Annotated in this window: 8 protein-coding genes; all 8 read right to left on the bottom strand. The window is 46.5% G+C overall.

The window, feature by feature from the left end; genetic code table 11:
* Position 1 precedes the first annotated feature (1 nt).
* Positions 2-1,723 carry a glycoside hydrolase family 9 protein gene (locus tag CIK04_RS16225; RefSeq protein ID WP_097352092.1) on the bottom strand — a complete coding sequence of 574 codons (1,722 nt, stop codon included), beginning with the start codon at positions 1,721-1,723 and terminating at the stop codon, positions 2-4.
* A gap of 75 nt (positions 1,724-1,798) precedes the next feature.
* On the bottom strand, positions 1,799-2,794 hold the full coding sequence (locus CIK04_RS16220) for an ABC transporter ATP-binding protein (protein WP_097352093.1): 996 nt from the start codon (positions 2,792-2,794) through the stop codon (positions 1,799-1,801).
* A gap of 37 nt (positions 2,795-2,831) precedes the next feature.
* On the bottom strand, positions 2,832-3,815 hold the full coding sequence (locus CIK04_RS16215; RefSeq protein ID WP_011079590.1) for an ABC transporter ATP-binding protein: 984 nt from the start codon (positions 3,813-3,815) through the stop codon (positions 2,832-2,834).
* A gap of 2 nt (positions 3,816-3,817) precedes the next feature.
* On the bottom strand, positions 3,818-4,843 hold the full coding sequence (locus tag CIK04_RS16210) for an ABC transporter permease (protein WP_080526780.1): 1,026 nt from the start codon (positions 4,841-4,843) through the stop codon (positions 3,818-3,820).
* Positions 4,844-4,845: 2 nt separating this feature from the next.
* Positions 4,846-5,832 (bottom strand): ABC transporter permease, encoded by a 987-nt coding sequence (locus CIK04_RS16205; protein ID WP_011079592.1) that lies wholly within the window; start codon positions 5,830-5,832, stop codon positions 4,846-4,848.
* 168 nt (positions 5,833-6,000) lie between these two features.
* Positions 6,001-7,674 (bottom strand): ABC transporter substrate-binding protein, encoded by a 1,674-nt coding sequence (locus tag CIK04_RS16200; RefSeq protein ID WP_080536627.1) that lies wholly within the window; start codon positions 7,672-7,674, stop codon positions 6,001-6,003.
* A gap of 940 nt (positions 7,675-8,614) precedes the next feature.
* The gene (locus tag CIK04_RS16195; RefSeq protein ID WP_097352094.1) at positions 8,615-12,004 is read right to left on the bottom strand and encodes a response regulator; all 3,390 of its coding nucleotides are present in this window, start codon (positions 12,002-12,004) and stop codon (positions 8,615-8,617) included.
* Positions 12,005-12,250: 246 nt separating this feature from the next.
* Positions 12,251-13,273, bottom strand: coding sequence for a 16S rRNA (guanine(1207)-N(2))-methyltransferase RsmC (gene rsmC / locus CIK04_RS16190; RefSeq protein ID WP_072608914.1), 1,023 nt, complete (start codon positions 13,271-13,273; stop codon positions 12,251-12,253).
* Positions 13,274-13,331: the final 58 nt, after the last annotated feature.

Here is a 13,331-nt window from a genome sequence, read left to right as displayed (position 1 = left end):
GTTATTTTCCTAGCGTGGCTGAGTTGTAGTGTGTCTGGCTCATGATCGCGAGAAGATACCAAGCCCCATGAGGGATCCATTGTTCTCCCCAACGCCAGTTTTGTAATAAGTTGTCTTTTTGTTTGTCAGGATTAAATGCGATGTCATTTTCATCATCAAAGCCTGAGGTGATGCCGTTACAGACGCCCCCTTTGGCGTTGAAGAAACCGAATTGAGGCAAATAGTCAGGGTTGTTACGGCCATGCCCATCCAGCATGCACATATCGTAAGGATTGAGACCCAATACCCAATCGAGTGAGCGCTGACCTAATACGGCCATCTCATGACTCAGGCGAGCATCTTGCAGATGAGGTTGCACCAAGTAAGCCATTGAGGCGATGGAGCCTAAACGCGCATTCTCACCTTGCCACCAGTAACCAGACTCATTGTTTTGCGCGACAAAAAACGCATCACGCTTATTTTCGTTTACGCCTTTGACATATTGTCTTGGGTAGCTAAATGGGTTATTCACTTTATGAGTAATGTTGAGCTCAAATTCACATGCTTGGCGAACGACTTCTCGTGTTTGTTTCAGTAGATCACCATTGTGTTCAATCGAGAGGTATTCGCACAGGGCAATAACAGGCAAGCCTGCTTCCGCTGCGTGGAAGTAGGGACGAGAACCATCCAGATTGGCAGACCAATAATGGGCAAACTGCTCGTCACTTTGCTGTCGAGCACACAGGCGTGATGCCCAAATTCGGCTTTCCGCGATATAACGCTCTTCTCGAGTGGCACGATAGAGCTCAACAACCGCGAGCAGCGCGCAATACTCATCAATGATGTTTTCTTGACCATCGTTGAGGTATTGAGGGTTGTACTCTTTGAGATGCCAGTAACCATTTTCTGCAGCATTTAGGTATTTTTGTTGGTCAAATTCACCGTGTACATTGAGACGAGAGGCGGCCGCTAGCGCTGCGATGCTGACGCCGCCACCTTGACGAAAACCTGCTTGATAGTCATCAGATTTATGACCTTGCTGAGTTTCGTAAGAGCAGATCTCGCGTTGTTTGATGTCTTTACTCCACTTATCAAACACCGTGGTATAGAAGAAGCCTTGGCTGTCTTGCATTCTGACGAGGAAATCCGCGCCATGCAGCGCTTCTTCTTTCAAGCGTACTTGGCTGAAAGCGGGTAGGATCTCATGACCAGAGAGCAGTTCTAGCCCTTTTAGCATATTCCAAACCACCATCGGCGTTTGCTGTGGGTTGAGGTAATTGGCATACGAAAGATGGCTGAGGTATTTGCTCACGTCGCCAGATGCATCGTACCAACCACCGTGTACATCGACGGTTTTATCACGGTTTAACAGTGGTGCGTTGCGATCTTGCAGGTCAAAAATTCCGCCACAGCGCTGTGATTTAAAGTAATGCAGTACATCGGAAAAAGTTTGCTGCATCAGCAGCGATTGGCCGATAGTGAAGTTTGCTGAACGATGATTATCAAAACGAATATAGAACTCGCCGACTTGGTCGAAGTCTGAAAAATCAATCGTGTAAAAGTAACCTTGGTGCCAATTGGCGACTTTGCCCACTTTCTCGATTTCTAATGATGCCACGGTCTGATGGCCATTGGCGCACACCAATAAGGCAGCATAAGACGACAAACGCGACTTATTACTTTGAATGACCGCATGTTTGGGTCCACTCAGTTCGTAGCCTAGGTGATTGGTGAGTAGCAGCATTACAAATCTCCGACATGTCGCAAAATAATAGGTAGTAACAGTGAGAGCCAAGGCAACGCCTTGGCTCAACTAGGTTTAGTTTTCGAATAGGTAACAACGAACAAAGTGATTTTCAGACAGTTGAGTCACTTCAGGTAGCTTCTCACGACATTTCGCTGTTGCGTGTTCACAGCGGCCAGCGAAAGGACAGCCAACGGAATCTGGAGTCCAAAGTGGAATTTCCCCTTTGTTGCCTTTGAGCTTCTCATGAATCGATTTCGATGGATCTGGCACCGCAGAAACCAATAACTGCGTGTATGGGTGTTGAGGATCGTGAATGATCTCATCGGTATCCCCCCATTCCACCATGTGTCCCACATACATTACCGCCAGATCTTCCGCGATGTAACGAGCCGTTGCGATGTCGTGCGTGATGTAAAGAAGAGACATCTGTTTTTCGAACTTCATCTCTTCCATCAAGTTAAGGACACCAGCGCGAATCGATACGTCCAGCATTGAGGTCGGTTCGTCGGCAAGTACGACTTCTGCGCCTACGGCAATGTTACGCGCTAAGTTGACACGCTGACGCTGACCACCAGAAAGCTGATGTGGAAACTTTTCTGCAGTGGCTTTCGGTGGAATCAAGCCCACTTGCTCAAGCAAGTCGTACACACGTTCTTCTAACTCTTTCTTGTTACCCGGAGCGATCTTTTTGTGAATCAGTAGCGGGCGCGCAATATGGTGGAAGATATTGTGTGTTGGGTTGAGTGAACCAAACGGGTCTTGCCACACCATTTGGATCCCTTCACGATAGGTCATGAGATCTTTCTTTGATGTGATCTCTTGAATATCACGGCCTTTGTATTCGATAACACCATTCGTTGGGGCGTACATCTTGGCAATCATTTTGGCTGTAGTGGATTTGCCTGAACCAGATTCACCCACGACAGAAAGGCCACGTGCTTTGTACATTTTGAACGACACGTCGTTGATCGCACGCATCTTGGTTTGTTTTAGAGCATTACTGTTGAGGGGAAAGTCTTTGACGACATTTTTACCTTCAATCAGTAGCTCGCCATATTCTTTGCTCATAATTGTCTCCAGTCTTCTTACTGCTTATTTCGTTGTATTACAGCTTGTTTTGAGCAATCGGTTCGCCATAAAGGTGGCAGTTTGAGAAACGGCCTGGCTCGATTTGTCTTAAGCTAGTAGCGACTTTGGTACAGGTGTCATGCACTCGATCACAACGTGCCTGGAAACGGCAGCCCTGAGGAACCTCTAGTAAGTTAAGAGGGTTACCTGGGATACCTGTTAACTTGGTTTTTGGACCCGTTAACGGAGGGAAAGAGCTACCCAACCCTTTGGTGTAAGGGTGGTACGGACTTTCCAAAATTTGTTTAGCGGGAGCGACTTCAATCAGTTCACCGGAATACATGATGCCAATGCGGTCTGAAAACTCGACCATCAACGACAAGTCATGGGTAATGAACAGAATCGAGAAGCCGAACTCTTCTTTCAATGCGTAGATTTTTTGCAAAATCTCACGCTGTACAACCACGTCTAGTGCTGTGGTTGGCTCATCCATGATGATCATTTTCGGATTGAGAGCCAACGCGATTGCAATAACCAAACGCTGACGCATACCACCAGAGAACTGGTGAGGGTAGTCATGCAAACGGCTTGGGTGAATATCCACGATCTCCAGCAAACCTTCTGCGCGACGTTTTGCCTGCTCACGCGTCATGTTGGTGTGGCGCATGATGACGTCACAGAATTGATCTTCCATCGTCAGTACTGGGTTCAGCGCGTTCATTGCACTTTGGAAAACCATCGACATTTCGCTCCAGCGGAATGCCTGCATGCGGTCATCGCTGTATTGCAAGATGTTTTCACCATTGAAGATGACTTCCCCGCCAGTGATAAATGCTGGCGGCTTGTGTAGGCGCATCAATGAGAACGCAACGGTGGATTTGCCACAGCCTGATTCGCCCGCTAGGCCAAATACTTCGCCTGGTGCAATATCAAAGCTAACGTTGTTACAAGCGCGGACATCGCCCGCGTCTGTGATGTAGTCAACGCAAAGGTTGCGGATTGAAATAAGTGGTTCGGTCATGATTATTTATCTCCGCTCCAAAGTGCATTTTGCGGTGCCATTTCAGGCTCACGCTCTTTCTTGTCTTCTTTCGCTAGCTTCTGCCAGCGCTTCATTCCTTTGTGAGAACGAAGTTGTGGGTTCGCAATCTCATCGACTGCAAAGTTCAGTAATGCAAGGCCAGTGACGAGTAGTGTCAGTGCGATACACGGAGCAATCAGTTCCCACCATGCGCCAATCAGCATTGAAGAGGAGGTCTGTACGTTGTACAGCATGATGCCCCAACTGATGGTGTTTGGATCGCCTAGACCAAGGAAGGAAATGATCGATTCCATGGTGATGGCGTACATTACCGAGCCGATGAAACTTGCACCCACGATTGGAATCAGGTTTGGCAGAATCTCAACAAAGATGATGCGCCATGAAGATTCGCCCAATACTTCTGCGGCTTTAACAAATTCTTTTTCACGTAGTGCAAGGGTTTGAGAGCGGACAACCCGCGCACCCCAGGCCCAGGAGGTACAGCCGATGATAATGGCAATGGTCATTGGCCCTGCTTCACCGATAAAGGCGGCAAGGACGAACAGCAATGGATACTGAGGAATAACCAGCATGATGTTCATCGCTGCGGTGAGAATGTCATCAACACGACCACCAAAGTAACCCGCTGAGATACCAATAACGGTTGCAAGGAAACACACGGTGATACCCGCACCAAAACCAACCGCAAGTGACACTCGTGCACCGTAAGCAAGTTGTGACCATACGTCACGTCCCATACGAGAAGTACCCAGTACGTGATCGGCTTTCTTCGACAGAAGAAGAGTGCGACGGTCATCGGCAAGGTTGGTAGCAATCCAACCATTTGGATCTGCTTGCGCGGCTTTTACGACGAAACTTGGGTATTCGTGTGGGTTACCAGTACGTTTATCTGGAGCATGTTTGGTGATCAGTGGCGCTGCGACCGCCATAAAGATAAACAGACAAACAATGACCAAACCAACGCGAGCAATCGCATTACCTAGAATCAGCTTAAATAAGTTGTTCATGATTATTTGCCTCCCTTGCGTAGGCGAGGATCGAGTACGACATACAGCATGTCGGCAATCAGGTTAAATGACAGCATAAATAGAGTCATGATTAACAATTGGCCTTGTAGTACTTGGTAGTCACGTGCATTGATCGCATCAAGCAGGACTTTACCCAAACCTGGGTAGTTGAAGATGATCTCAACAATCAGCTGACCACCGATGGCCATACCGAGTGACATGGATAGAGCAGTCACACTAGGTAGCAGTGCGTTACGAGCTGCGTAGTTGAATACCACGCGGTTTTCGCTTAAGCCTTTGCCTTTCGCCATAGTGATGTAGTCTTCTGCTAGCAGGTTGATCATGTTGTTACGCATGTTCACCAAGAAGCCACCAATTTGAACGATAGACGCACAGAAGAGAGGTAGGACGGCGTGATAAGCAACATCCTTGAAGTAGGCCCAGCTCGTCCAGTCTGGAATGGTACCAGGCGTGTATGCATAGCCCGTCGGGAACCAACCAAGCCCGATTGCAAAGATAAATAGGGCTAGCATTGCGATAACCACTTGAGGTACAGCTTGAATAATCAACATACCTGGTGTGATGAACGCATCGTATTTACTACCGCGACGCCATGCTGCGAAAATACCCAGAATAGAGCCGATTGAGAATGAAAGAATAACCGCAGTACCAGCTAGGAAGAGGGACCAACCAAATGCGCTGCCTAATAGGTCATTAACACTCAGTGGGTAGAATTTAATAGAAGTACCAAGTTCCCAGCTTAGAATGCTCTTAATGTAAGTGAAATACTGAACATAAAGGGGACCATCGACAAAACCTAGCAGTTTCTTCATTGCCTCAATACGTTCTGGCGTTACCTGTGTGGTTGCATTCGCAAACATCATGGTAACTGGATCGCCAGGCATTGCTCGAGGAATAATAAAGTTTAATGTTGCCGCGACTAGCAGCGCGACCATATAGAACGACAAACGTCTTAAAAAATAACCCATAACTCACACCTTACTCACCCAGACTTTTTCCCTGTTTCTGGTTTCAGGTCGCTCGTGACCAAATTCAGAGCGAAAAATCCCCTGACGACTGGCGCCATTAACAAACTAGGTCTGAGAGGGATTTTATAGCGGCGCACGGGATGCGCGCCGCGGGAGATGAACTTCTACTTATTTAACTGGTTTTAGGTCCAGTACGTGTAGTAGACGCTCTGGGATGCCTGCCCAAATGTTTGGACGGCCCTTCGGATTTTCTTCTGTCCACCAACCAGTGAAGCGCTTGGTGTTGTATTGGTACATGTAAGCACCAGACATTACAGGGATAGTAACTTGATCCGCTGCGATGATTTGCTGGATGCCGTGAGCAATGGATAGTTGCTCTTTCTTGTCAGCTGTTTTGTAGAAGCTGTCAAGTAGGTTGTCCAGTTTGTCATTGGTGTAGAAGTGCATCGCGAAGCGTGGCATACCTTCACCTTTCTGTAGTGCAGAGTTGTATGCACTGTTCCAGTATAGGTGTGGATCCGCACCGTGGAAGTAGTTGGTGTACGCCACGTCGTAAGTACCATCAAGCATTGCTTGGTTGTACACTGCGAACTCAGGAGTACGAGCACGTGCTTTAATACCTACTTCAGCAAGTTGCTCAACCGCTAGTTGAACTGTGTTGTTGAAGTCAGTCCAACCGTTTGGAGATTGAACGAGTAGCTCAAATGGTTTGCCAGATGGAGTATCAACGAAACCATCTTTGTTCACATCTTTAAAGCCAGCTTTCGCTAGAAGCTTCTTCGCGCCTTCAACGTTATAGGTGTTGTAGCCTTTGTACTTGTTGTGAGTCTTTTCGTCAGACCACGCTTCGAATGCATAGCCAAGGCCAGATGCGAAGTCGTTCACTGTACCGCCACCGTAGAATGCGATGTCGATGATAGTTTGACGGTCAAGAGCCATAGAGAATGCACGACGGAAGTCAACGTTAGTCAGAGCTTCGTTCTTCGCTGCATCTGGGTTCTTGAAGTTCACAACGAACGCTTGAGTACCTGATGGTGGGTACCAGTACTGATGGTTAGGGCTCGCTGCTGCGTAAGTACGGTCAATATCTGGAATGAAAGAAGAAGTCCAGTCTAGCTCAGAGTTAACGATTTTACCCAATAGCTGGTCGTTGTTCGCGATCTGAGGTACACGCAAACAGTCAACTTCTAGGTTCGCAGAATCCCAGTAGTTAGGGTTACGACACTGAATGTATAGCTGAGGAGTGAAGGTGTCGATAACTGTAAATGGACCAGTACCTACAGGGTTTTCGTTGGTGAATGTGGTTGGATCTTTCACTTCTTTCCATACGTGCTCAGCAACGATAGGAACAAGAGAAATTTCGTAAGGTACGTTTGAGTTAGCTTCGCTTAGACGGAAACGAACTTGGTAGTCATTCAGTTTCTCTACGCTAGTTACCCACTTGTTGATACCACGTTGGTCAAGTTCTGGTTTGTTCTTAAGTAGAGCATAAGAGAACACAACGTCGTCCGCGGTAAATGCTTGACCGTCAGACCATTTAACACCTTTACGGATGTCAAACGTTACGCTCATTAGGTCATCAGACATGCGGAAGTCTTCAGCAAGACGCATTACCGGAGTGTTGCCGTGCATCTCATTGAAAACAACTAGTGGCTCATAGATGAAGTCCGTTGTTGTGCGAAGGTTAGTCGCCAAGTACGGGTTAAAGTTACGTACCATTGTAGGGTAAAAATCAGGTACGATGGTCAGCTCACTACGAGCTGCCGCTGGTGCTGAAATGCTGGTCGCTGCTGCGGCGATAACTGCAGTTGCTAGAGCTGTCTTTTTAATATTGGCAAGCATAGCTGTTCCTTACTATTTTGCTTTCATTTCACAATGTTTGGAATGTCATCAATTGATAAACACTCTCCAAGACCTACCTCTGATAATCATTTACCAAAGTGGCCTGTAGGCCTTAGGCAAGGCTAAGAAAACACCTTAGCGAGAAAATAATCAAATAGCATTCCCGTTAAAAACGTTAAAACTCCCATTAACTCCGTTATAAACGTCATTTTTTTTAGCTGAGTTGGTTTTTTGAGCAAAAAGTGGACATTGATGTGTGTCGCATTGTTCTTGTTGTTGATAAGTGTTTGTTAGTGGTCACTTACCCTTTAGGTTCTTTTTAATATGGTTGTTAGGTTGCTGTGGCTAAATGAAGATCTTGCTCACACAGCAAAATGACGTTAATTAATCGACAAAAATTTAATCTGCCGTTCTGTTGTGATTGATCTCGCAATATGGTTTAAAAGTCCCCACTTTAGGCGAGAGTAATGGTTTATACGATGGAAAAACGGCATTTTTTTCGCACTGAGTGATGGTTATTTTTAACTGAGAATAAAGTACATCTAGGGCATGTCTGCGTGGTTTTTATTCGTGCACCATTAGCGGTATTTGCCACTTCATTTCTGCAGCGAAGGGGACAAGCAAAGGCAAAACACAACGCGCAGATATCGCGCCTGTATGGATGTGAGAGCGGTTTACCCTACAATAACTGCAGGCGACCAAGCGTTTCTTATAATCGTAAAGACATCCCCTAGCGCGTTTGTGCTTTAAGAGAGGTAGAGAGGTTCGAAATATCGTCAAGGATATGTTGAGCCGACTGATGACGGTCTAGCATGCTCATCAAAGCTGGAGTTGATATTGCTTGCTCTGAGGAGAAGTACACAAATAACTGAAAAGTTGGGCAAATGAAAAGCCCGACTCTTTGAGTCGGGCTGAAGTTAACGATTTAGGCTCAACATTATTAGCTGGTGAGCAGGCGTTGTAATTTATCTCGCTGCATCTCAATGTAAGTACGCTCAGGACTTTGCTCTTTACAGTGCTCCAGAATGTACTCAATAGAACTCAATACGGTTCTCCAACGAGGCGTTTTTGGCAAGGTTTCAATTCGCATGTATTTATCAAGTGTGCGAGTTTGTAGCGTGCTGCGGTCGAGATAAACGCGCCATAAACCACTTTGTTCAGCAAAGGTAAATTTGTTTTCACCTGTCACTGACTCCCAATAATCGAGTGCATGCGTCATCAAATCCACGAGGACTTCACGCATCAGCTCTTGCTTATTCTTATTGGTACCCAGCGCTTTGTCTGCTAGGCGAGTAAATTCTCCCCCTAGCTCTTTGAGGCTTTGTAAGCGCTCTTTGTCACCATCAAAGGCATAGCTTGAAAGGACTTCCACGGCGGTTTCTAGGTTGTGCACACGAGAAGCAGCAGCGCCTCCTCCGACATTAAAGATAAACATCGCATCAAGGCCAGACCCTTCTGGTAATTTAAGGATGTCCGTTTCAATATGCTGTCGAACATCGTCGACATAGATATCGATATTGCCGCAATAATGCTGCTGTTTGACGGTTAAATATTTGGGAGCAATAAGTTCTTCTGCGTTTGATCGCTTGAGCTGCTCTAAGCTGCGTTTGAACAGTTTACAGGCCGCGTCATTGGCAAAGCGAATACGCTTATCTTCACGAATACAGATGATGGCTTCTGGGGCCGACTCCAATTGTTCTAATAAACGCCCTTGTGTTTCCAGTAGGCTCGCTTCCACCATTGCACGTTGGCGAAGCTCCGCTTCAAGGCGATTGTTTTCCAAGCGACGAGCTTCTGCTTTACTTGCCATTAAATGTGCTTTGATTCGGGCCGCAAGCTCTTGCTTATTAAATGGCTTGGTTAAGTAATCATTGGCCCCAGCTTCGAATCCTCGCACGCGATCTTCGCTCTGACTCAACGCTGTTAGCATGATAATAGGCAACTCTGCCATGTCGAATTGCTGTCGGAGTTGATGGCAAACTTGATAACCGCTCATACCCGGCATCATGATGTCGAGCAACAGCAAGGCGGGTTTTTCATGTTCAATGAGTTCGAGTGTTTCTGGGCCATCTGAGGCCGTTTGCACTCGGTACCCTTCGATGCGTAGGAAACTTTCAAGCACTCGTAAGTTGACGGGTTCATCATCGGCCACAATCAGTAGCGGGCCATTGGGATTCTCTGGCAGTGAGGAATTATCTAATGAGATCAATTCATTGCTATCTGGTGCTTGGAAGTGATGTTGATTTTGCATGACTTCCGTGGCGCTGATTTCATCTGCGCTGGCCAATGGCAAGGTGAAGCTAAAGGTGGTGCCAACCATAGGTTGACTGCTGACGTAGAGCGATCCTCCCATTAACTCGATCAGTTGGCGGCTAATGGAAAGCCCCAGACCTGCACCTTGGCGATAACGACCAGAGTCTCGACCAGCTTGAATGAGCGGTTCGAAAATATGCTCTAATTGTTCTGCTGGAATGCCTTGGCCGGTATCGACGACTTGCACTCGAACTTTATCGTCAACCACATTGGCGGAAATGACGATTTTACCTTCAGTGGTGTATTTGATCGCGTTGCCAATAAGGTTATACAGCACCTGTTCTAATCGCTGTGGATCGGCAGATACCGGTGCAATATCGTTAGAAACCTGATTAATGATGCGCAGAGTTTTGTTGCCCAATAAGTGGTGAGACAGCTCCAATACCAGTCGAGTTGCACTGGCCAAATTGACGGCGGATTTTTGAATATCCAAACTGCCATAGCGCATTTTGTGGTAGTCGAGCAAGTCATCCACAAGCGTAGCTAAGCGCTGGCCACTCTTAATAATGATGTCCAGTTGATAGCGCTGGTTAGAGGGCAGTGGGCCGTTTGCCCCTGAGATTAGAGTTTCTGCAATACCAATCATGCCATGCAGTGGAGTGCGTAGCTCATGAGAGGTAGTTGCCAAAAATTCATCTTTGAGCTTATCAGCCAATTGCAATTCGTCGTTTTGCTTTTGAATCAGTTGTAGATTTTTCTCTAGCTCCGCATTTTGCGTTTTAATGAGCTGAATTTTATCGCGAATCGAGCGTTGCATTCGTTCAAAACTGATTGCTAAACGGCCTATTTCGTCTTTGCGTTCTGTATTAATCATGTTTTCATCGAGATCACCAGCAGAAACGCGCTCTGCAGCCCAAGTGAGTTTGAGTAGTGGTGAGGTGATGAAATTCGATAAGTAGTGAGATGAGATAAACACCAGCACGATCGCAATCAACATGGCGATGACGAACAGTTTTTCTAACTGATGAATGCGTGCAAACGCTTCTTTCTCCGGCAACTGAACCACTAAAGCCCAGGTTTGACCTTTGAATGAAATTGGCGCATAGGCGGCGATGGTCGCCTCTCCGCTGCTGTTGATGTAAGTCCCGACATCCGTGAGTCCCGCGAGTGCCTTATCGACCACTTCAATACTGCTTTCTATATCGGTTTGCTTTGTGGTCATAGTGCGAGGTAAGTGGTCACTTCCAACCAGCAAAGTGTGGATAGCCGCATCTTTATTGATGTCTGCAATCAGTTTAGTGATGCCATTGTTCGGTAGCCTGAACATGGCGTAGCTGTGCAGATAGCCTTGCTGGATGATCGGTGCGCCCAACCAAGCGACTTGTTTGCCATCTTCAACCGAGAAGTCGGAAATATAGACGGGGGTATAGTCTTCGTTTTGCTTGCGTTTTTCGCTGACGTCATTGGCCAATTGACGGAAGCTTTTGCCGAGCATGCTCTCTTTAAAAGGCCCCTCAATTAAGTTTGTGCCAAAGTTTTCATTTTTGTAGATGGAGTAGGTGACGTTGCCATCGAGATCCACCAACAAAATATCGTCAAAATCGGATCGCTTCAAAAGCTCCAAATAGGCCCAGTGATAGCGCTTATGAAGCAAACGGTAACGTTCACTACCCACATAAGAGCTGGATTCCGGCAAAATCGACGTTTTTATTTGATCGCCAGATCCCTGAATATAGCGCTGCTGAGCGTTTTCTCTAGCCTGTTCCATATCCACGCCTAAGCTTTTGAAGGCGTTGACAAGCCCGTAAAATCGGCCACCACTCGCGTAAGCCAACTCTGAACGAACAAATCCCATCACTTCCGTTTCTTGTGCTTGGAAATAATCTAGGATCTGTTGCTGCTTGGTGTCTCGAACAGAAAGCAGGTGAGAAGTGCTTTGCTCTTGGAGATCTTTACTGTGTGATTGCAAAAAGAAAATCGCTGTGATGGTTAATGGCGTGATACTTAGCACCAAAAACGCAGTCATCAGAGTGCTTTGAAGGCGTTTAAACTTCTGTTTGCGATAAAACTTAAACATACAATTTCGTCAAGGTTGTGAAGACAAGGTTTCGAATCAAAGTTGTGAATGCATGAATTTACTCTCGTTCAAAGCCAGTTTTGCGGAGATAAGAGTAAAAGGATTCAAATTTAACGAAATTAACGAGTTTTTTTACTTTGACAAGTAAGTTGTCATCAATTCGTGGAGAGTGGCGCAAAAATATCGAATGAGTGATGGAAATTGAGCAAAAGCAGCACAGTTAGACGCTGTGCTGCAGAAGGATCACTATTTGCTGGCGTGGTATATCGAGAACTTATTGGTCTTATTTAGAGTCGCGCAATTACTGAATGCTTGCTCAATAATAGGTGGGTATTTGAGGAAGCTGTTCGCCACGATGATCAATTCCCCTTGCTTGCTCAAATGCTGTGGCGCTTGGCCTAATAGTGTTTCAGCCGCGTTGTAATTGGTGTCCAAACCACTGTGAAATGGAGGGTTAGAGATGATGAAACGATAGTCATCAGCAGTGTCGGAGTAGATGTCAGAAGCAAAAACGCGACCTTGCAAACCATTGGCTGCCAGCGTTGCTTCACTGGACGCTAACGCGTAAGCATTGATGTCACACATCTCGAGTTCAATGGATGGGTTGCGCTTGGCCATGAATGCACCAATAACACCAGCTCCACAACCAAAATCCAATACCTTGCCACTTAAAGAGGGAAGCGTTTCCAGCAGTAATTGACTGCCTAAATCAAACTCGCCATGGCTAAAGACACCCGGCAGGCTTTGAATCTCTAACTGTTGTCCGTGGATATTGATGGAGTAATGGCGGAACCAATCGGCTTGATTAAAGGCGTTTGGTTGCGTGTTGCATTGCCCCCAATAAAAGGAGCAGCGACGAGCTGAATCGTACTTGTTGACGGGGCCATACGCTTGGAACATTTTTTCGATGCTTTTAACACCTGAGCGATTCTCTCCCACCACAACAATTTCGCACCCAGGACCCAACTTAGCCATCAGCATGGCTATGAGATATTCCGCCTCTGCTTTGGCCTTTGGCCAGTAAAGCAGTAAGAGATCGGCTTGGCTATCTGCCTCAAGTTGCGAGCCAAAGTAGCTGGTGATCGTTGAATGGGCGCGAATTTGACGGAAATAGCTGTAATTCGATGTAAACACACTCACCGATTCACAGTGTTCAGCCAGTTCGAGTGGAAACAAATCTTCAACTTCCCCTGCGACGAGCACGTGCTTTCCGTTGAAATAGTCGAGTTGTCGTTGGGCAATTTGGCTAGGAGCAGTATAGGCAGACATGAAGTGGCATCAGTTAGAAAAAAGTGGGCAGATTTTCTCATAATCTGCCCAGGACTTG

This window comes from Vibrio sp. 03_296 (assembly GCF_002265885.1).
This window is presented reverse-complemented; position numbering and strand designations above follow the sequence as displayed.